Source organism: Neisseria sp., assembly GCF_030530745.1.
Taxonomy (GTDB): Bacteria; Pseudomonadota; Gammaproteobacteria; order Burkholderiales; family Neisseriaceae; genus Neisseria.
In genome coordinates this window covers 44,961-64,924 of sequence record NZ_JAUMUI010000001.1, presented here as the reverse complement: position 1 = coordinate 64,924, position 19,964 = coordinate 44,961, and the positions used below count along the sequence as shown (strand labels likewise).

The 19,964-nt window shown below is 56.3% G+C and carries 19 protein-coding genes and 1 pseudogene; 15 read left to right on the top strand and 5 right to left on the bottom strand.

The annotated features are described in order from the left end of the window. Positions 1 to 16: 16 nt before the first annotated feature. The 3 genes from fabI to argF all read left to right on the top strand — a co-directional run bounded on the left by fabI (position 17) and on the right by argF (position 3,406). Positions 17 to 811, top strand: a complete 795-nt coding sequence (fabI, locus tag Q3970_RS00295; RefSeq protein WP_257066876.1) for an enoyl-ACP reductase FabI — start codon at positions 17 to 19, stop codon at positions 809 to 811. Between the two features lie 379 nt (positions 812 to 1,190). Continuing rightward, the gene (locus Q3970_RS00290; RefSeq protein WP_303098619.1) at positions 1,191 to 2,297 is read left to right on the top strand and encodes a class I SAM-dependent methyltransferase; all 1,107 of its coding nucleotides are present in this window, start codon (positions 1,191 to 1,193) and stop codon (positions 2,295 to 2,297) included. A 116-nt stretch (positions 2,298 to 2,413) separates the two neighbouring features. Next, positions 2,414 to 3,406 (top strand): ornithine carbamoyltransferase, encoded by a 993-nt coding sequence (argF, locus tag Q3970_RS00285; RefSeq protein WP_303098618.1) that lies wholly within the window; start codon positions 2,414 to 2,416, stop codon positions 3,404 to 3,406. A 45-nt stretch (positions 3,407 to 3,451) separates the two neighbouring features. On the opposite strand, the gene Q3970_RS00280 is transcribed toward argF, so the two are convergent. Further along, a complete protein-coding gene (locus Q3970_RS00280; RefSeq protein WP_303098617.1) occupies positions 3,452 to 3,814 on the bottom strand; it encodes a helix-turn-helix domain-containing protein in 363 nt (120 codons plus the stop codon). 174 nt (positions 3,815 to 3,988) lie between these two features. Here Q3970_RS00280 and Q3970_RS00275 point away from each other — a divergent pair, with 174 nt between their 5' ends. Beyond that, positions 3,989 to 4,222, top strand: coding sequence for a DUF896 domain-containing protein (locus Q3970_RS00275; protein WP_257066870.1), 234 nt, complete (start codon positions 3,989 to 3,991; stop codon positions 4,220 to 4,222). Between the two features lie 52 nt (positions 4,223 to 4,274). Next, entirely contained in the window at positions 4,275 to 5,147 is an 873-nt protein-coding gene (locus Q3970_RS00270) for a pirin family protein (protein ID WP_303098616.1), read from the top strand. 177 nt (positions 5,148 to 5,324) lie between these two features. On the opposite strand, the gene Q3970_RS00265 is transcribed toward Q3970_RS00270, so the two are convergent. Further along, positions 5,325 to 6,575, bottom strand: a complete 1,251-nt coding sequence (locus tag Q3970_RS00265; protein ID WP_368494360.1) for an FAD-dependent oxidoreductase — start codon at positions 6,573 to 6,575, stop codon at positions 5,325 to 5,327. Between the two features lie 49 nt (positions 6,576 to 6,624). Here Q3970_RS00265 and surE point away from each other — a divergent pair, with 49 nt between their 5' ends. From surE to Q3970_RS00230, 7 genes are all read left to right on the top strand, one after another. Further along, positions 6,625 to 7,377 (top strand): 5'/3'-nucleotidase SurE, encoded by a 753-nt coding sequence (surE, locus tag Q3970_RS00260; RefSeq protein WP_303098615.1) that lies wholly within the window; start codon positions 6,625 to 6,627, stop codon positions 7,375 to 7,377. After that, positions 7,377 to 8,036 (top strand): protein-L-isoaspartate(D-aspartate) O-methyltransferase, encoded by a 660-nt coding sequence (locus tag Q3970_RS00255; RefSeq protein ID WP_303098614.1) that lies wholly within the window; start codon positions 7,377 to 7,379, stop codon positions 8,034 to 8,036. The genes surE and Q3970_RS00255 overlap by 1 nt, the downstream gene beginning before the upstream one ends. 114 nt (positions 8,037 to 8,150) lie before the next feature. Then, a complete protein-coding gene (locus tag Q3970_RS00250; RefSeq protein ID WP_303098613.1) occupies positions 8,151 to 9,119 on the top strand; it encodes a peptidoglycan DD-metalloendopeptidase family protein in 969 nt (322 codons plus the stop codon). A 339-nt stretch (positions 9,120 to 9,458) separates the two neighbouring features. After that, positions 9,459 to 11,246: a Na/Pi cotransporter family protein gene (locus tag Q3970_RS00245; protein ID WP_303098612.1), complete on the top strand. Its 1,788-nt coding sequence runs from the start codon at positions 9,459 to 9,461 to the stop codon at positions 11,244 to 11,246. A 57-nt stretch (positions 11,247 to 11,303) separates the two neighbouring features. Continuing rightward, complete coding sequence (tilS, locus tag Q3970_RS00240) at positions 11,304 to 12,653, top strand: tRNA lysidine(34) synthetase TilS (protein WP_303098611.1); 1,350 nt, start codon at positions 11,304 to 11,306, stop codon at positions 12,651 to 12,653. A 77-nt stretch (positions 12,654 to 12,730) separates the two neighbouring features. Continuing rightward, positions 12,731 to 13,330, top strand: a complete 600-nt coding sequence (gene rpoE, locus Q3970_RS00235) for an RNA polymerase sigma factor RpoE (protein ID WP_303098610.1) — start codon at positions 12,731 to 12,733, stop codon at positions 13,328 to 13,330. Between the two features lie 2 nt (positions 13,331 to 13,332). Then, positions 13,333 to 13,911, top strand: coding sequence for a sigma-E factor negative regulatory protein (locus Q3970_RS00230; RefSeq protein ID WP_303098609.1), 579 nt, complete (start codon positions 13,333 to 13,335; stop codon positions 13,909 to 13,911). Positions 13,912 to 14,434: 523 nt separating this feature from the next. Here the strand turns inward: Q3970_RS00230 and Q3970_RS00225 are convergent. The 3 genes from Q3970_RS00225 to cmk form a co-directional block, all read right to left on the bottom strand. Next, positions 14,435 to 14,746, bottom strand: a complete 312-nt coding sequence (locus tag Q3970_RS00225) for an integration host factor subunit beta (protein WP_303098608.1) — start codon at positions 14,744 to 14,746, stop codon at positions 14,435 to 14,437. A gap of 11 nt (positions 14,747 to 14,757) precedes the next feature. Next, a complete protein-coding gene (gene rpsA, locus Q3970_RS00220) occupies positions 14,758 to 16,443 on the bottom strand; it encodes a 30S ribosomal protein S1 (RefSeq protein ID WP_303098607.1) in 1,686 nt (561 codons plus the stop codon). A gap of 157 nt (positions 16,444 to 16,600) precedes the next feature. Beyond that, positions 16,601 to 17,260, bottom strand: coding sequence for a (d)CMP kinase (cmk, locus tag Q3970_RS00215; protein ID WP_303098606.1), 660 nt, complete (start codon positions 17,258 to 17,260; stop codon positions 16,601 to 16,603). A 100-nt stretch (positions 17,261 to 17,360) separates the two neighbouring features. Here cmk and Q3970_RS00210 point away from each other — a divergent pair. From Q3970_RS00210 to mutY, 3 genes and pseudogenes are all read left to right on the top strand, one after another. Beyond that, positions 17,361 to 17,547 (top strand): annotated as a pseudogene (locus Q3970_RS00210) (lipoprotein signal peptidase). Between the two features lie 125 nt (positions 17,548 to 17,672). Further along, positions 17,673 to 18,908, top strand: coding sequence for a uracil-xanthine permease family protein (locus Q3970_RS00205; RefSeq protein WP_303098605.1), 1,236 nt, complete (start codon positions 17,673 to 17,675; stop codon positions 18,906 to 18,908). 180 nt (positions 18,909 to 19,088) lie between these two features. After that, positions 19,089 to 19,964: A/G-specific adenine glycosylase (mutY, locus tag Q3970_RS00200; RefSeq protein WP_303098604.1), on the top strand; the 876-nt coding region annotated here is incomplete at its 3' end.

The window sequence follows — 19,964 nt, the reverse complement described above, 5'->3', positions numbered from 1 at the left end:
CTTAAGGATAACCGACATGGGCTTTCTGCAAGGCAAAAAAATCCTCATCACCGGCATGATTTCCGAGCGTTCCATCGCTTACGGCATTGCCAAAGCCTGCCGCGAACAGGGCGCGGATTTGGCGTTTACTTATGTTGTCGACAAACTGGAAGAGCGCGTGCGCAAAATGGCTGCCGAGCTGGGTTCGGAGCTGGTGTTCCGCTGCGACGTGCAGAGCGACGAAGAAATCGCGCAAACTTTTGCCGATTTGGGTAAAGCGTGGGACGGCCTCGACGGTTTGGTGCATTCCATCGGTTTCGCCCCGCGCGAAGCGCTCGACGGCGATTTTTTAGACAGCATCAGCCGCGAAGCCTTTAAAATCGCCCACGAAGTTTCCGCCTACAGCCTGCCCGCGCTGGCCAAAGCCGCCCGCCCGATGATGCAGGGCCGCAACGGCTCGATTGTCGCACTCACCTATCTGGGCGCGGTGCGTGCGATTCCGCACTACAACGTGATGGGCATGGCCAAAGCCAGCCTTGAAGCCGGCATCCGCTTCACCGCCGCCTGTTTGGGCAAAGAAGGCATCCGCTGCAACGGCATTTCCGCCGGCCCGATCAAAACGCTGGCCGCTTCGGGCATTGCCGACTTTAGCAAACTGCTCAACCATGTGGCTTCGCACAATCCGCTCGGCCGCAACGTAACCATCGAAGAAGTGGGCAATACCGCCGCTTTTTTGCTGTCCGACCTGTCTTCCGGCATCACCGGCGAAATCACTTATGTCGACGGCGGTTACAGCATCAACGCGCTTAACGACCCCGAAGAAAAGGCTTGATCCGGAGGTTGTTGCAAGCATCGGCAAAGGTTGAAACATTTGCAAAATTCTTTTCGATACCTGAAAACACTTGCGTCATGCTCGGGCTTGACCCGAGCATCTTTTTGTTTTGGAAGAAAAAGCAGATACCCGGGTCAAGCCCGGGTATGACGAGATATAAATAAATTCAGAATTAAAAAGTTTTTTGCAAAGGTCTGAGGCCGTCTGAAAACTGCAGCAGTGCAGATTCCGCATTGCCGCCGTGTTTTCAGACGGCCTTTATTGTTTAACCCGGCAAAAGTGCAAGAGCGCTTGAAATTCAAATATTCATTAAGCCAAACACCGCCGGTCAAATATAGTAAACTCCACTTCTTTAATTTTGCGTTCACACCAAACCGCCATGCCTGTTTTGATTCCCACCAGCCGCGAAACCGCCGCCGAATGGCGCAACGAAAGTACGCAAAAGCCGCCGCAGCGGGCGGTTTATCTGAACGAATGCGGCGCTGATGCGGTTTTGAAGCAGGCGTATGCGCACACCGCCACGGTGTGGACGGGCGATTTCCACAACGCCAAGCAGGTGCTGGCGGCAATGAAGAAGCGTGTGCGCAAGCCCGTTGCCAAGCAGGCGGATGTTCAGACGGCCTTTCACAACCACCGTATGCGGCAGGCGCAAACCAGCCGCGTGCTGAATATGCTGGCGGTGGAAATCGGCGCATGTTTTGCCCTTGATCTGCCGCGCGCGCCGGATGTGCGCGGTGCGCTGGCCGATGTGTACGGCGAACCGAACAGCAAACCTTTCCTGCTGCCGCTCAATCAGCTGCTGGGCTTTATCGGCGCGCACGAATGGCACAAAAAAGGCGTGTTCGTGCCGGAGCTGAATGCCGCCGTTCATGTGCCGTTCGGCGTGTTTTCGCCTTTGCGCGGCGAATACCTCGGCCTGATTGCCCGCGCGCCGCTGCCCGAACCTTGCGAAAGCGCGTTCGATATCGGCACGGGTTCGGGCGTGATTGCCGCCCTGCTGGCGGCGCGCGGTATTCCCCGTATCACCGCCACCGACACCAACCCGCGCGCCATCGCTTGCGCCCGCGCCAATATCGGGCGTTTGGGGTATGGCGGGCGCGTTCAGGTTGAAGAAACCGATTTGTTCCCGAAGGAGCGTGCCGATTTGATTGTCTGCAATCCGCCGTGGCTGCCCGCCAAGCCCACTTCCGCCGTTGAAGCCGCGCTTTATGACCCCGGCCACGCCATGCTGAAAGGTTTTTTAAACGGCGTACGCGAACGGTTGAACCCCAACGGCGAGGCATGGCTGGTGATGTCGGATTTGGCCGAACACCTGCACCTGCGCGAGCCGGATTTTCTGCGGCAATGTTTTCAGACGGCCTCGCTGGCCGTGGCGGGCGTTCTGCAAACGGCGCCCGCGCACCGCAAGGCCGCCGATGCCGCCGACCCGCTGGCATTCGCGCGCAGCAGGGAAACCACCAGCCTTTACCGTTTGAGGGCAGTTTAATTTCCATCACAAACCGTTGCGCAACGGTTTGTGGGAACGACAGAAATCCATTACTATCCGAAACAAAACGTTGCCGTTCAGAAGGCCGTCTGAAACCCACCAAGAAAGCAACCGCCATGAACCTCAAAAACCGCCATTTTCTGAAGCTGTTGGACTACACCCCCGAAGAAATCGAATATCTGCTCGACCTTGCCGCCGAATTGAAGGCTGCAAAGAAAAGCGGCCGCGAAGAACGCAGGCTGTGCGGTAAAAACATCGCGCTGATTTTTGAGAAAACCTCCACCCGCACCCGCTGCGCGTTTGAAGTGGCCGCCTACGACCAAGGCGCGAACGTAACCTATCTTGAACCGGGCGGCAGCCAAATCGGCCACAAAGAAAGCATCAAAGACACCGCCCGCGTGTTGGGGCGCATGTATGATGCCATCGAATACCGTGGCTTCGGCCAGGAAATTGTGGAAGAGCTGGCCAAATATGCCGGCGTGCCCGTGTATAACGGCCTCACCGACGAATTCCACCCCACCCAGATTCTCGCCGACATGCTCACCATGCGCGAGCATTGCCGCAAACCCCTGCGTCAAACCGCCTATGCTTATGTGGGCGATGCCCGTTTCAATATGGGCAATTCGCTGCTTTTGGGCGGTGCCATTCTCGGTATGGATGTGCGTATCGGCGCGCCCCGCCATCTGTGGCCGTCTGAAGAACTGATCGCCAAAGCCCGCGAAACCGCCGAAAAAAGCGGCGCGTGCCTGCTGTTAACCGAAAACCCGCAGGAAGCGGTTAACGGCGTCGACTATATCCATACTGACGTGTGGGTGTCGATGGGCGAGCCGGAAAGCGTGTGGAAAGAGCGCATCGAACTGTTGGCGCCTTATCAGGTGAACGCCGCGCTGATGGCGGCGGCGGGCAATCCTGAGGTGAAATTTATGCACTGCCTGCCCGCGTTCCACAACAGCGAAACCAAAATCGGCAATTGGATCAATCAAACCTTCGGCATGGACGGCGTGGAAGTAACCGAAGAAGTGTTTGAAGGGCCGGCATCGGTGGTGTTTGATCAGGCCGAAAACCGTATGCACACTATCAAGGCAGTGCTGGTGGCTACGTTGGGATAACAGGTAGTCAGGAAAAGCAGACCCTCAGGCCGTCTGAAAACCTTTTCAGACGGCCTGAGGGTCTGCTTTTTGATGTTTCGCGCATCCTGCGGCATATTCCTGCCCCCAACGGTGCATGGCTTCGATAACGGGCATCAGCGTGCGGCCGAATTCGGTGAGCGAATATTCCACCTTCGGCGGCACTTGCGGATACACTTCGCGGTGCACGATGCCGTCGTTTTCGAGTTCGCGCAATTGCAGCGTGAGCATACGCTGGGTGATGGCGGGCATCAGCCGCTGCAATTCGTTGAAACGGCGGGTTTGGGTGTTTAAATGATATAAAATCAGCACCTTCCATTTTCCGCCGATAATGTCGAGCGTGGCTGTTACGGGGCAGCAGGTTTCATATTCATGATTTTCGTGTTTCACGGCAGTTTCCTTTCCTGTCGGATTTTTTTATTTTCAGTATAAAAAATGTGCGTACTTGTATTAAGATTTGTACTGCGTATAATACGCCTAACGAAACAAAAAGCCTATAAAAAAATCCGACACAGGCCGTCTGAAACGGTTTCAGACGGCCAAACCGAACGAAAGGAGCGCATCATGCGTATCGCAGAATTAGACCGCATCAACGAACTGGCCCGCAAAGCCAAAACCGCCGGCTTAACCGAAGCGGAGCTGGCCGAACGCGCGGTTTTGCGCCAAGCCTATATCGGCAAAGTGTGCGGCCAGCTCACCAATATGCTGTCCACACTAACCGTTATCGACACCGAAGGCAACGACGTTACCCCCGCCAAGCTGCGCGAAGCACAGGCCGCCGGCATGCAGGTTCGGTAACCGCTGCCTGAATAATGAATTATTGATTATTAAACTATCGAGAGGAAACCAAATGCGTAACGTTAAACAAATCTACCGTGCCGACAGCCAACACTGGGTGGGCGACGGCTTTCTGGTGCAGCCCCTGTTTTCCCACATGGGCGAAGACCGCGGCACCGACCCGTTTCTGATGCTCGACTACGCCGCCCCGCGTGTGTTCGAGCCGGGCAGGGTTTCCAGCCCGCGCGGCGTCGGCCAGCACCCGCACAAAGGCTTTGAAACCGTAACCATCGCCTATCAGGGCGAGGTGGCGCACCGCGATTCCAGCGGCGGCGGCGGTGTGATCAAAGAAGGCGACGTGCAATGGATGACTGCCGGCGCAGGCATCATTCACGAAGAGTTCCATTCCGAAGCATTCAGCAAAAACGGCGGTATGTTTGAAATGGTGCAATTGTGGGTGAACCTGCCCGCCAAAGATAAAAACACCCCGGCCCGCTACCAGCATCTGGCCAAAGAAAATATCCCCGTGGCGGCGCTGCCCGACAACGCCGGCCACCTGCGCCTGATTGCCGGTGATTACGAAGGCGTGAAAGGCGCGGCCGAAACGTTCACCGAAATGAACGTGTGGGATGTGGTGGTGAACGCCGGCAAAGAAGCCGTTATCAGCGTGCCTGCAAACCACAGCCTTTCGCTGGTGGTGCTGCGCGGCAATGTAACCCTCAACGGCAAAGACCAAGCGGGCGCAGGCCGGCTGGTCGGCTTTGAAAACGGCGGCGGCGAAGTAAGCATTGCCGCAGGCAGTGAAGAAGTGAAAATCCTGCTGCTCTCCGGCGTGCCGATTGCCGAGCCGGTGGTGGGTTACGGCCCGTTTGTGATGAACTCCGCCGAAGAAATCCGCGAAGCCATCAACGATTTCAACAGCGGCAGGTTCGGCAGCATTCATTAATATTTGACAATCAAGGCCGTCTGAAAACAGATTGCGTTTTCAGACGGCCTTTTTATATCAGGCAGTTTTTTCAAGTGATTCAGCATCTTAAAAAAATCTGCGTCATACCCGGCTCAAGCCCGGGTATGACGGAACAGGTTTTGCAGCCGGTGTTGAATTTTGCAAAGGTTGCCGGCCCTACAAACCCATCGCGTGTTTGATCAAGCGGTGCTTCAGCAGCGGCGCGGCGTTAACCAGATTCAGCCCCGCATTGCGCAGCCAGGGCAGGGTGGGCAGGGTTTGCGTGCCGAACAGGCGGAACAGGCCGTCGCAGCCGAGCTGCATGGTGCGCACCAACCCCAAACGGTTTTGCGCATAGCGTTTCAGCAGTTGGTGCGCGCCTGCGTCGGGCGCATGGCGGCTGATGCGCGCAAACTCGATAACGTCGCCGAAGCCCAAGTTTACGCCTTGCCCGGCCAGCGGGTGGATGGTGTGGGCGGCGTCGCCGATCAGCATCACGCGCTGCGCCACGGTGGTTTCGGGGCGGCGCAACACCAAATTGAAGGCAAACGCGGGCGAGAGCGGCGAGAGTGCGCCGAGCACGCCGCCGCCTTTTTCGGTAACGGCGGCGGCCAAATCTTCGGGAGCGAGCACGGTTAGCCGTTCGGGTTCGCCGGTGCTCCAAACAATGGAGATTTTGCGGCCGGGCAGGGGCAGGTAGGCCAGCACGTCGCCACCTGCAAACCATTGGAAGGCCGTGCCGTCGTGGTCGAGTCCGGTGCGGAAATTCGCCACCACACCGTGCTGGGCGTAAGGCGTTTCCCTAACCGCAATGCCGGCCTGCGCGCGCACCCACGAACCGGCGCCGTCGGCACCGATAATCAGTTTGGCCGTGAGCACCGTGCCGCTTTGCAGCGTGAGTGAGGCCGTCTGAATATCGGTGGCGAGCGAAGCGGCGGCTTCGGTAACCACGGGAATGCCCAGCGCATGTATCTGCCGCCACAACGCCGCCAGCAGCCAGCGGTTTTCGATAATCGAAGTAAGGCGCGGCACGTCGGCATCGGCGGCGTTAAATTCGATGCGGCCGCCGTTGTCGCCGCGCACGTCCATACGGCGCACCGCCTGCACGCGGCTTTCAGACGGCCACGCGTCCAGCGATTGCAGAAAGGCTTGGTTGGCGGGGCTGACGGCATAAATACGCGCGTCCCAGCCGTTTTCGAGAAAGGTGGAGTCGGTTGCGGGCGGGCGGATTTCAACCAGCGCCACATTGCGCCCCTGCCGCTTGAGGGCAACGGCGGCGGCGGCGCCGACCAAACCGCCGCCGATAATCAGAATTTCGTAGTCCATTGAAGATGGGTGCAGATAGTGAAGTTGCCCGATTATACCCGTTTCAGACGGCCTGTCGGGTTTGCCGTAAACATCGGCGGGCGATGCCGGCGAAATAGACAACCCCCGAGCCTGCCAGTAAAATTGAGGCCGTCTGAAAATAAGGTCAACCATGAATATTCTGATTTGTAACGACGACGGCTACCTCGCTCCCGGCATCGCCATTCTGGCGCGGGTGGCGGCGGAATTCGCCAATGTGCGCGTGGTGGCGCCCGAGCGCGACCGCAGCGGCGTGAGCAACTCGCTCACGCTCGACCGCCCGCTGCATATGCGCGAAGCCGGCAACGGCTTTTATTATGTGAGCGGAACCCCCACCGACTGCATCCACCTCGCCCTGCACGCGCTGCCCGAGTTCAAGCCCGATCTGGTTTTATCGGGCATCAACAACGGCGCCAATATGGGCGACGACACGCTTTATTCGGGCACCGTGGCGGCGGCAACCGAAGCTTACCTGCTCGGCATTCCCGCCGTGGCCTTTTCGCTTAACGATTTCAGCGGCCGCTATTGGGAAACCGCCGAAAAAGCCGCTTGGATTATGTTGTCGCACCTGCTGAAAAATCCGCCCGAACAGCCGGTTTTATGGAATGTGAACATTCCCGCCGTCGCCCCCGAAGATATCCAAGGCTGCAAAATCACCCGTTTGGGCCGCCGCCACCATGTGCAGAGCGTGGTACCCGCGCGCAACCCGCGCGGCGAAGCGGTTTATTGGATAGGCCCTGTCGGCGATATTTCCGACCGTGAAAACGGCACCGATTTCGCCGAGAGCGGAGCTGGCTACATCACGGTTACGCCGCTGCAAATCGACCTGACCGACTACGACACCATGGCAGGCGTGGCAGGGTTTTGGCAGGGAGCGATGCCCTGATGCACACCAACTGGACAGGCTTTGAAAACCGCCGCCGCCGCATGACCGACCGCCTCGCGCAAATGGGCATCGGGCCGCTGGTGCTGCAGGCCATGGGCCGGGTGCCGCGCCATCTGTTTGTAGAAGAAGCCCTGCAAACCCGTGCCTACGACGAAATGTCGCTGCCGCTGGGCTTGGGGCAAACCATTTCCCAGCCCTACACCGTTGCCAAGATGACGGAACTATTATTGGGAAACACCCCGCAAAACATGCGTCGCGTGCTGGAAATCGGCACCGGCTGCGGCTATCAGACCGCCGTGCTGCTGGCGTTGGAATTGCCGGAAATCTTCTCGGTGGAGCGCCTGCGCCCGCTGCACGAACGCGCCAAACAGCACCTGCGCGCGGCCGGTTTGCCGCCCAAGGCGCGGCTGGTGTGCGGCGACGGCTATCTGGGGCTGCCCGAAGTGGCACCGTTCGACGGTATTCTCGTTACCGCCGCCCCCACCGAAATCCCGCTGGCGCTGTTGCAGCAGCTCGCCATCGGCGGGCGCATGGTGCTGCCGCTCGACGAGGGCGGCATCCAATATTTGTGGCTGATTGAAAAAACCCCGCAAGGCTACCGCGAAACTTGCGTTCAAGAAGCCAATTTCGTGCCGCTGGTAAGCGGCATGGATGTTTAAACCGGCCCTTCAGATGCTTCTTAACACGCAAAAACTTGTAGAGAGGGGCATAATTTGATTATGATATGCCCCGATTCCAAACTTAAACCAAACAAAACAGAAGGTAATACACATATGTTGAAAAAAACCGCATTCCGCACCGGCCCGGCAGCTTTGGTATTGATGCTGGGCGCGTGTTCATGGTTCCAGCAGCCTGCCGCCCCCGTAACCGCAGGCACGGCATCCGGCAGTGCTGCTTCCGGCACGTCGGCGCAGAGTAACCCCTACGGTGCTACACCTTATGATCCGAATGCGGCAGAAGCCGGGGCATCCGAACCTCAGGCACCGGCACCCTCCGCATCGCCTGCCGCTCCGGCGGGCGGCGGTGCTTATATTCCTTCTAATGCGCCCGTTGATATCAATGCCGCCACGCATACGGTTGTGCGCGGCGATACTGTTTACAATATTTCCAAACGCTACAACATCACCCAAGACAATCTGCGGGAGTGGAACAACCTCGGCCCCGACAACACTATCAGCGTGGGTCAAAGCCTGCGTGTGAAACCGGCCGGCTACTCCGCACCGGCTGCAACGGCGGCAGCGTCCAAGCCCGCTACGCCACCCGCATCTTCGGCTCCTTCAGCCCCCTCTAATGCCGGTTATGCCCCGGCACAGCAGCGCCCGCAGGCCAGCGGCCCCGCCAAAACCCCCACGGTATCGACCGGCGGCGTGCGCACGGTTTCCGGCATCACTTGGCAGCGCCCCACTGCGGGTAATATCATCACCCGGTTCGGCGGCAGCAGCAAAGGCGTAGATATTGCCGGCAATGCCGGGCAGGCCGTGGTATCCGCCGCCGACGGCAAAGTGGTGTATGCCGGTTCGGGTTTGCGCGGTTACGGCAATCTGGTGATTGTGCAGCACAACCAAACTTTCTTAACCGCTTACGGCCATAACCAAAACCTGCTGGTGAAAGAAGGCCAAACCGTGAAACGCGGCCAAACCATCGCCCGCATGGGCAACAGCGACGCAGACCGTACCAAGCTGCATTTTGAAGTGCGCCAAAACGGCAAACCGGTCAACCCGACCCAGTTTGTTGCTTTCTGACACAGCCGTATTGTCTGCCGTGGCCGTCTGAATATTTCAGACGGCCTTTTGTATGTTTCTGTTAAAATGCCGCATTTGAATGTATAGCGGCTTAAATTTAAAACAGTACGGCGTTGCCCCGCCTTAGCTAAAAGAGAACGATTTTGTAAGCCGCTGAAGCGGCAACAGAACCGGTTCCGTACTATTTGTACTGTCTGCAGCTTCGCCGCCTCGTCTTCTTTTAAATTTGAGTTACTGTATGACGGCTGCTCGGTGCTTGAGGCCGTCTGAAAACAAAGAAACCGCTTGGAAGTATCCTTAAAAAAACATAACAACATACCGTTTGTTTTCGGAGAAAACATGAAAAGCAATCTGTTCAAACCCGTGCTCACTGCCGTCCTGTCGGCGGCGCTGGCATACAGCTTCTGGTATAGCGCTCCGTGGTTGAAATTGTGCTACGGCTTGGCGCTGTTTCTGTTCGGTATGCAGTGTATCGAAGAAGGCCTGCGGAATGCGGCGGGCGGCACGCTGGAGCGCCTGATGGCAAAAAGCACGTCCACGCCCGCCAAAGGCTTGCTGTTCGGCATAGGCGCCACCTTTATCCTGCAATCAAGCACGCTGGTTTCGCTGCTGACCATCGCTTTTTTAAGCACCGGCCTGATTACGCTGGCAGGCGGTATCGCCGTGCTGTTGGGCACCAACCTGGGTGCTACCAGCGGTATCTGGCTGCTGGCTTTGGCGGGGCAGAGCATCAGTTTGAGCCCGGTGGCCGTGCCTATGCTGGTGTTCGGCATCTTGGCCGGTTTTTTTAATGCCAGGCTGAAAACGGTAGGGCGCGTTTTGGTAGGTATTTCCCTGATTTTTTTGGGGGTTGATGCGATTAAAGAGGGCTTTCAGTCTTTGGGCGGGCAGGTGGATTTCAGCAATATCCAAGTCAGTGGTGTGGCCGAAATTGCCATTTTCGGCGGTATCGGCCTGCTGCTTACGATGGTATTGCAATCCACGCACGCTACTCTGATTTTAACGCTGGCGGCATTGGCGGCCGGGCAAATCAGTGTGGCACAGGGTTTTGCCGTTGCCATTGGTTCTAATGTGGGCAGCAGTATCACTACTGCATTCGTGGGCATGCTCGGCAGCGAGCAAAGCGGCCGGCGGCTGGCTTTGGCGCATCTGCTGTTTAATGTGGTTACGGCGGCGTTGTCTGTGTTGTTGTGGCTGCCGCTCACCGGCCTGGTTATCCGGATTGCCGGCCTGACAGGTATGGGCGGTTTGCTGCAACTGGCTTTGTTTCATACCTTGTTCAATGTGCTGGGACTGGCAGTATTTTGGAAACTGCAGAAACGTTTGGCGCAGCAGCTTGCCGAATGGCTGCCTGAAAAAGAAGAAAACGGCCACCTGCTGCCCGACGGCCATCAGCCGGTGAAGGCTTTGTATTTAAACCCGAATATGCTGCGATCGGGCGATACCGCCATCCGTGCGGTATTTAAAGAAATAGGGCATTTGAACGCAGTGGGTTTGGAGGTGATATGCCATGCGCTGTTTATTCCGGCAGCCAGTCTTTATGAAGCCGGCATTGATGCAGATGAAGAACTGCCGCTGCCCCAAGCGCCGCTGAAGCTTGATGCTCAAGCATATTATGAAAGCCAAATCAAGCCCTTGTATAGCGATGTGCTGGATTTTGCCAGCAAAATCGACATAGAGGGCGAAGAGCAGCAAAAGCAGCTTTCCGCTGCGTATATGTCGGCTTTTCAAATGGTTGAAATTGTTAAAGAAAGTAAACACTTGCAAAAAAATATGCAAACGTATCTGCAACAGCCGGATTCTGTCGTGTTTAAAGATTATATGCGCCTGCGCCGCCATTTGTTTAAAACATTGGTGTTGTTCCGCCGTATTGCTGCATCGGCCGATCATTCTGCCGAACGGCCTGTGCAAACAGATTTACTGGAAAAACACATTGATTCCCTAGAAAGCTTCCGAGCCCGCACGCTGGTGAGGCTGCGCAAGAAAGAAATAGGCGGTTGGGAAACCACATCATTGATGAACGACATCAACTATGCCCGACGCATCGGTTTGGGCGTGTCGGAAATCGTCAATACCATGGATACGGAGCCTGCTCCGATAGAACAGAAAGAAAAAGCATTTGTGTAAAATAAAGGCCGTCTGAAACGTTCAGGCGGCTTTTATTTAATTTCGATTTGCCCCTTTATGAATAAATCACTTTCTTCAGGCTTTCCCCCTTTGCTGCAACGCTTAGCCGCATCCTGGCCATATGATTTTCCCGCCGGCATCCGTATTGAAGCGGGCTTGAGCGGCGGTTTGGATTCGGTGGTGCTGCTGCATGCCCTTGCCGCCCTGCAACAGCGTTTCAGCTTTGTGTTGGCAGCCGTGCACGTGCACCACGGTTTAAGCGATCAGGCCGACGAATGGGCAGACTTTTGCCGCAGACTGTGCCGGCAGCTGAACGTGCCGTTGCGGGTGGAAAAAGTAACCGTGGCAAACAGCCGTTTGGGCATAGAAGCGGAAGCGCGCAAGCAGCGTTACCGCGTATTTTCAGACGGCTTCTGTGATGTGCTGGCATTGGCACACCATCAAGACGACCAGGTGGAAACCTTTATGCTGGCCGCGTTGCGCGGCGGCGGCCTGCGCGCCCTGTCGGCCATGCCCGGGCAGCGGACGCTGAACGGGCAGATTCAGGTTTGGCGGCCGCTCTTGGCAGAGTCGCGCGAAACCTTGGAAAGCTATGCCGCCGAACACGGTTTGGCTTATGTGGAAGACGGCAGCAACCGCAACCCCGCATTTTTGCGCAATTGGCTGCGGCACGAGGCGCTGCCGCAATGGCGCAGCCGCGTGCCGCATTTAGACCGCCATATCGTTAGCAGCATCCGCTCGCTGCAAAACGAGCTGGCCGTGCTAAACGAGATTGTGGAGCAGGATTACGCCTATGTTTGTGAAACGGGCGCATTCAGCACCGCGCGCTGGAAAACCTTGAGCGAAGCGCGCCGCCGCCAGCAGTTGCTGCATTATGCCAAACTGCATGGTTTGGGCGTGCCCGCGCAGGAGAGCCTTGCCGACTTTTCACGGGTGTTGGGCACGATGCAGGCCGCATCGGCAGAATGGCCGCTGCCGCAGGGAAAAATCTACGCCTACCGCGACACCCTGTTTGCACAAAAAACAGGCTGGCAAAACGTGTTGCCGTGGTTGGCGCAGGAGGGTGTTTTGAAGGGTCGTCTGAAAAATATCCTGCCTGAAAACGGTTTTACCCTTAAACCGCATTCGTTTGGAATTTGTGAGGAATTGTTAAATGAAGAATGCGTAATCCGGGCTGCAAATGCCGATGATGTTATTCAAACTACCGTTGGTCGTAAAAGTGTTTGGAAAATTTTACAAGAATGCAAAGTTCCGCCGTTTGCAAGGCGCTGCTGGCCGGTGGTGGCCGACGGCAGCAACCGCTGCGCGGCTATTGCCAATATCCGGGTTAGCGTTCATCATGGCAGCCCGAACGGGGCTATCCCTGTTTTTGATAAATTTAATTGCTTTGTTTTGGAACCAAAGTGAAGGTAAAGTGTCTGAAGCATATAAAGTGCACGCTTTACCTTTTCTGTATTTGTAATCTGGTCATTTAAGGTTTGAGCATGAATGATCGTAAAATCGATCAGGCATTGGTAGAGCGGGCGCAAAAAGGCGAACATAAAGCATTCGAACTATTAATGTCGAAATACCAGTACCGTCTTACCCGTTTGTTGTCCCGCTTTGTCAAGGACGAGCACGAGTTAAACGACGTTACGCAGGAAGCTTTGATAAAAGCCTATCGGGCATTGCCGAATTTTCGCGGCGAGAGCGCGTTTTATACGTGGCTTTACCGCATCGGCATCAACACCGCCAAAAACTACTTGATTACTTCCGGCAGGCGGTCTTTTGTAAGTGCCGATGTTGCCAACCATGAAGGGGATGTTTTCGATTTGGCCGACCAGCTCGCCGACAACCATACGCCGGAGGCTGAGTTGATGAACCGGGAAATATTGGAAACGGTAGAGGCGGCAATCTCCACACTGCCCGACGATTTACGGAAAGCCATCTCCCTTCGGGAAATGGAAGGTTTGTCTTACGAGGAAATTGCTCAGATTATGGACTGTCCCATCGGAACCATACGCTCGCGCATTTTTAGAGCACGCGAGGTAATCGCCAAAGATTTAAGGCCGCTGTTGGACACGTCTGACGACCAAAGGTGGTAAAAATGAACCAAAACAAAGACTATGAATTTGTCTCTGCCGCCATGGATGATGATAGTTTGTCGGAAGAAGTATTGGATAAATTATTGTCTGACAGCGAAGCACAGCAAAGGTGGCATGAATATCATTTAATCCGGGACTGTCTGCAGCGGATGCAATCTGCCGCACGCCAAGAAAACGCAGAAGGCGCCAAAGCCGGCGTACAAACGGTTGTCGCGAAACCGTTCGGCAGCACGGAACATTCCTTCCGCCCTGCCGCCAACCATGCCTTTAAAGGTTTTGCCGTTGCGGCCAGCGTGTTGGCAGTAGCGGTAGGCGTATGGCAGTTTTGGCCGCAAAGCCACAACGGTGTGGCGGCAGTAGCTGAAAAAGCAGCTCCCTCAGGCCGATCGGGAATCGTTTCGGTGGGTGGCGGTAAAGCTGTGCCGGCCAAAAACGATGCGGTAGCCAATGCTGAAGCACAGGGCACGGTGGTGCCCAATGCGGCGCGCGCCGAGCAGGCCGCCGACGCGGCTAAAAGGCAAAGTGCCGTGAGGGTGGAAAAACTGCCCGAAGCCAAAGCGGCCAGCGCGGCAACTAAATAATCCGTTTGGAACAGGCCTCCGTATATGCCGTCTGAAAAATTTTTCAGACGGCATATTATATTGAAAATACCGGGAAGTTTTGAAAAGGCACGCAAGGTGTCAGGATCGGGTTCGGGGTTTTTGTGTTTGAAAAAGCCCGAGGCCTTTGAAAAAAAGCCGTTTTAGCCCCGAATTTATTTTGTCATACCCGGGTTTGGCCCGGGTATCTCTCTTTTTTCTAAAACAAAAAGATGCCCGAGCCAAACCCGGGCATGATGCAAGTGTTTTAAGATATCGAAAAAAATTTTGCAAAGGTCTCAGCCCCTAGGGTCTGTCGACATTTAACCGGCGAAGCGGTTTTTTGAGGCAAAAATCCGCGTATGCAAGGCAAAAAGCGCAGCAAGGTTGGACACCTTGCGAGCATTTTTAACGCCGCAGACGGGGGTTTTTGACCAAAAACACCGCCGTTGCGTTGTGTCAACAGACCCTAATCTGCCGCATAAAAAAACGCCGCATTTCTGCGGCGTTTGCTTCTTCGGTTTTATTATTTTGTGTTCAGCAGGGCTTGGTCGACGCGTTCGCGCAACTCTTTACCCGGTTTGAAGTGGGGAACATACTTTTCGGGCACTTCCACACGTTCGCCGGTTTTTGGGTTGCGGCCGACACGGGCCGGACGGCGGTTTAAATCGAAACTGCCGAAACCGCGGATTTCAATCCTCTGGCCTTTGGCCAGCGAGCGGGTCATGGTATCGATTAAAATCTTTACGCTGTATTCGACATCTTTAGCCATCAGCTGAGTGCCGTTTTTTTCGGCAAACACTTCTGCCAAACGAACCATTAATTCAGACTTGGTCATGTCTGCACCCGTTACCCTTGGTCGCCTGAAAGTTTGGCTTTCAGCAAATCGCCCAAGCTGGTGGTGCCGGCGCTGGCGGTTGCTGCGGCGTTAACCGAATTCAGGGCGTCGCGGTTGTCTTTGGCGTCTTTCGCTTTTACCGACAGTTTGATGTTGCGGTTTTTGCGGTCGACGGTGGCAACAACGGCTTCTACTTCGTCGCCTTCTTTCAATACGTTGCGCAGGTCTTCAACGCGCTCGCTCGACCATTCGGAGGCGGGCAGGTAGGCTTCTACTTCGTCGGACAGGGCAACTACGGCACCTTTGGCGTCTACGGATTTGGCCGTGCCTTTAACCAGCGAACCTTTGTCGTTCACACTGATGAAGTTGCCGAAGGGGTCGCCTTCCAGTTGTTTGATGCCCAAAGAGATGCGTTCTTTTTCTACATCGATGGCCAATACAACGGCTTGAACTTCTTCGCCTTTTTTGTATTTGCGCACGGCTTCTTCGCCGGCTTCGGTCCAAGACAGGTCGGAAAGGTGGACCAAGCCGTCGATACCGCCGGGCAGGCCGACGAATACGCCGAAATCGGTGATGGATTTGACTGCGCCGGAAATTTTGTCGCCCTTATTGTGGTTGGCGGCAAATTCTTCCCACGGATTGGCCTGGCACTGTTTCATGCCCAAGCTGATGCGGCGGCGGTCTTCGTCGATTTCGAGAATCATCACTTCAACTTCGTCGCCCAGTTGCACGACTTTGCTCGGGTGGACGTTTTTGTTGGTCCAGTCCATTTCGGAAACGTGTACCAAACCTTCGATGCCTTGTTCGATTTCAACGAACGCGCCGTAGTCGGTGAGGTTGGATACTTTGCCGAACAGGCGGGTGCCTTGCGGATAGCGGCGGGTCAGGCCGTTCCAGGGGTCTTCGCCCAACTGTTTCATACCTAGGGAAACGCGTTGTTTGTCTTGGTCGAACTTCAGTACTTTGGCTTCTACTTCCTGACCCACTTCCAGCACTTCGCCCGGGTGTTTCACACGGCGCCATGCCAGATCGGTGATGTGCAGCAGGCCGTCGATGCCGCCCAAGTCGACGAATGCACCGTAGTCGGTGATGTTTTTAACGATACCTTTAACAACCGAACCTTCCTGCAGGTTTTCCAGCAGGGCTTTGCGCTCTTCGCCCAAAGTTACTTCCAGAACGGCACGGCGGGATACCACAACGTTGTTGCGTTTTTTGTCGAGTTTGATCACTTTGAATTCGACTTCTTTGCCTTCAAAGTGAGAGGTGTCTTTTACGGGGCGCACGTCAACCAGCGAGCCGGGCAGGAAGGCGCGGATGCTGTTGATCATCACGGTCAGGCCGCCTTTGACTTTGCCGTTGATTACGCCTGAAAGGATGTCGCCGTTTTCCATAGCTTCTTCCAAGGCGATCCAGTCGGCGGCGCGTTTGGCTTTTTCGCGAGACAGTTTGGTTTCGCCGAAACCGTTTTCAACGGATTCGATGGTTACGGTAACGAAATCGCCTACTTTAACTTCAATCTCGCCCTGGGCGTTTTTGAATTCAGCCACGTCGATCAGAGATTCGGATTTCAAACCGGCGTTTACGGTAACGAAGTTTTGGTCGATGCCTACGACTTCGGCGGTAATCACTTCACCGGGGTTCATCTCTTGAAGGGTAAAGCTTTCTTCCAAAAGCTGGGCAAAATTTTCCATAGTCATAAATAACTCTTTTCAATACACCGCCAAGGGGTGCGGGGTGGGTTGTGAAAAACGCTTGCCGCCCTTGGCGCGGCAGACGTTTGCTGCAAACGGTTTTCAGACGGCCTTTCAAGATTCGGGGCCGTCTGAAAAAAGCTGGCGCGATTATACAGCAAGCCTAGATTTCTGCATACCAATCAAGCACTTTTTTTACCGATTCTTCGATGGTTAAGTGAGTGGTGTCAAGCAGCAGGGCGTCGGGCTGCTGTTTGAGCGGCGCAACGGCGCGGCGGCTGTCGGCTTCGTCGCGCGCTTCAATGTCGGCAAGAATGCGCTCGAACGCCACGCCTTCGGCGGGCACGCCGATTTGTTTGGCACGGCGTTCGGCGCGGGTGCGGGCGGATGCGGTGAGGAAGATTTTCAGCGCGGCATCGGGAAAAATCACCGAGCCCATATCGCGCCCGTCGCCCACCAAGCCTTTTTCGGTGAGGAAGGCACGCTGGCGCTGCAACAATGCTTCGCGCACTTTGGGCAGTTGCGCCACCGCCGATGCGCCCATGCCGATGGCTTCGGTGCGGATGGCGTCGGTAACGTCGCGGCCGTCAAGCAGGATGCGGCCGCCGTCGAACCCGGCGGGCAGTTGCTCTGCCAACGCGGCCACAGCGGCTTCGTCGCCCCAATCGGCGTTACGCTGCTGAGCGTAAAGAGCGGTCAGCCGGTAAAGCGCGCCCGAATCAAGATAATTGAAGCCGAGCGCGGCGGCAACGCGCGAGGCTACGGTGCCTTTTCCTGATGCGCCGGGGCCGTCGATGGCGATGATTTTGCGGTTTAAATTCATATCGGTATTCTCTTTGAACCCGCTGCAGCGGTGTTTTTCAGACGGCCTTTCGGGTTTGGCCGAACTGTTTGCTCAGGCCGTCTGAAATAATCTGAGACCTTTGCAAAACAGCCATCTGCGGCGCATTTCTGCGTTGCAGCGTTGCTCGCTCGCTTGCCTAACTCCATGTTATGTCTGCACTCGCTGCGCTACTGCGCCTTGAACTGCATCCACATCTGGCTGTTTTGCAGAGGTCTCAATCTATAAAACGAAAGCAGAATTATATAAGACTGAATATGGGCCTGTAACCCTTTTGTTGCCGTGCCGGCGTTGTTTACAGCAGTCTGAAAAGCATGTGCGGCAGCGCACACAAAACACTTTCGCAGCGTTATAATCCGTCCGTTTGACTTCAACCCGGATAACGGAACTTAACATGCAACAACTCAAATTAGCCGTTGCGGGCGCACAGATTCTGTTTGTGGCGTTCGGCGCGATGGTGCTGGTGCCGCTCTTAACCGGCCTGAACCCTGCGATGGCGCTCTTGGGCGCGGGTATCGGCACGCTGCTTTTCCAATTGGTTACCAAGCAGAAAGTGCCGGTTTTTTTAGGCTCGTCGTTCGCCTTTATCGCGCCGATTATTTACGCTGTCGGCGAATGGGGGCTGCCTTCCACCATGTTCGGCCTGTTTGCGGCGGGCTTTATGTATTTTGTGTTTGCCGCGCTGATTAAATGGCGCGGGCTGGCCGCCGTCAACCGCCTGCTGCCGCCGGTGGTTATCGGGCCGGTGATTATGGTGATCGGTTTGTCGGTGGCGGTGGTGGCCAGCCAGATGGCGATGGGGCAGGCCGGCGGCAGTCAGGCGGTGGATTATGCACAATCGCTGCTGCTTTCGGGTTTCACTTTCGCCGTTACCGTGGTGGTGGCGGTGTTCGGCAGCAGAATGATGAAGCTCGTTCCCATTTTAATCGGCGTGGGCGCGGGCTATATTGCCGCGTTGTTAATGGGCTTGGTGGACACGGCGCCGATTGCCGCCGCGCCGTGGTTTGCCGTGCCGCATTTTGAAACGCCGCAAATCAACTGGCAGGCCGCGCTGTTTATGCTGCCGGTTGCCATCGCCCCCGCCATCGAGCATATCGGCGGCGTGATGGCCGTCGGCAAAGTAACCGGCAAAGATTACGCCAAAGACCCCGGCCTCGACAAAACGCTGGCGGGCGACGGTTTGGGCGTGTGCGTGGCGGGCTTGATCGGCGGCCCGCCCGTAACCACCTACGGAGAAGTAACCGGCGCGGTGATGATCACCAAAAACGGCAATCCGAAAATCATGACCTGGGCGGCCGTATTCGCCATCTGCATGGCATTTTTCGGCAAGTTCAACGCTTTTCTGGCTTCGATTCCGCTGCCGGTGATGGGCGGGATTATGATTCTGCTGTTCGGCACCATCGCCTCGCTCGGCCTGAAAACGCTGATTGATGCCAAAGTGGATTTGATGCAGCCGAAAAACCTCGTTATCGTCAGCTCGGTGCTCACCACCGGCGTGGGCGGCATGATTATCAAACTGGGCAGCGTCAGCTTTGCCGGCGTGGGTTTGTGCGCGGTGCTGGCGGTTATCCTGAACTGGATACTGCCCGACGAAAAGCCGGCCGAAACCTTGCCGGGCCGCGAAATCTGACCGCTTGAGTCCGCCCTTGAGGCTTGGGCGTGCAGTCGGCCGCGTTGCGGCAACCGGTGCATTTTGCAGGCCGTCTGAAAATGTTCTTTCAGACGGCCTGCCATTTTTGCAAAACCGCAAAGATTCAAAAAGCCACATTCCGTTTACAATACGCCTTTTCTTCCCCGCCAACTGCCCGCCATGACCGACCTTTCTTTCGCAACCCGCCTGATACGCTGGCAGAAACAGCACGGCCGCCGCCACCTGCCGTGGCAGGTGCGCAACCCCTATAACGTATGGCTGTCGGAAATCATGTTGCAGCAAACCCAAGTGGCCACCGTATTGGACTACTATCCGCGCTTTACCGCCCGCTTTCCCGGCGTGGCCGATCTGGCGGCGGCAGAACAGGACGAAGTGCTGGGCCTGTGGGCCGGCTTGGGCTATTACAGCCGCGCCCGCAACCTGCACAAAGCCGCGCGGCAGGTGATGGAAACCTTCGGCGGAACGTTTCCGCAAGAACGCGAAGGGCTGGAAAAGCTCTGCGGCGTGGGCAGAAGCACGGCCGCGGCCATTGCCGCTTTCGCCTTCCACAAACGTGAGGCCATTTTAGACGGCAACGTCAAACGGGTGCTCTGCCGCGTGTTTGCGCTCGACGGAGACGCCGCCGACAAAAAATTCGAAAAACAACTGTGGGCGCTGGCCGAATCGCTGCTGCCCGAAAACGGCGGCGATATGCCCGCCTATACGCAGGGGCTGATGGATTTGGGCGCCACCGTCTGCAAGCGCGGCAAACCCTTGTGCGGTGCCTGCCCGATGAGCGGCATCTGCCAAGCCCGGGCGCAAAACTGCACGGCCGAGCTGCCGCGCAAAAAAGCCGCGCCGGCCGTGCGGACGCTGCCGCTGTTCTGGCTGGTGCTGCACCGCCCCGACGGCGCGGTTTGGCTTGAAAAGCGGCCGTCCGAAGGCATTTGGGGCGGCCTCTATTGCGTACCGTGTTTCGACAGTTTGGGCAGCCTCAACGAGGCCGCAGAACGCTTCGGCGTTTTTTCAGACGGCCTCGAAGAGCAGCCCTCACTC